Origin of the sequence: Sphingomonas sp. Leaf30 (assembly GCF_001422525.1) — a bacterium.
In the GTDB taxonomy this organism is placed as follows: domain Bacteria; phylum Pseudomonadota; class Alphaproteobacteria; order Sphingomonadales; family Sphingomonadaceae; genus Sphingomonas; species Sphingomonas aerolata.
The window spans coordinates 795,491-795,738 of sequence record NZ_LMKZ01000001.1; the positions used below are offsets into that span (position 1 = coordinate 795,491).

Consider the following 248-nt stretch of genomic DNA (forward strand, 5'->3'; position numbering starts at 1 on the left):
CCGGCTCGGATGAGATGCGAACATCGGTGGCGGTAGGCCCGGGCACGGCCAAACGCGCGCGATTCGACGAAGGGATGCCGACCTCTGCCTGTAGCTGCGCCTCTACGCGGCCGGCGATGCCTGTCGCGAGAAGCGGAAGAAGGGCCGTCAGCACTCGATAAGGGGAGCCGCGGGACGCACTAGTTATGGTTTTCATCATTGCTCCACTTCCTCACCGTGCAGCACGGCCGGTATGCCGTGCCGAAGTC

1 protein-coding gene is annotated in these 248 nt (G+C 64.5%); it reads right to left on the reverse strand.

Annotation, left to right across the window (positions count from 1 at the left end; genetic code table 11):
- The coding region (locus tag ASE89_RS21095; protein WP_236701607.1) for a hypothetical protein at positions 1 to 196 on the reverse strand (196 nt) is incomplete at its 3' end.
- Between the last annotated feature and the right edge of the window lie 52 nt (positions 197 to 248).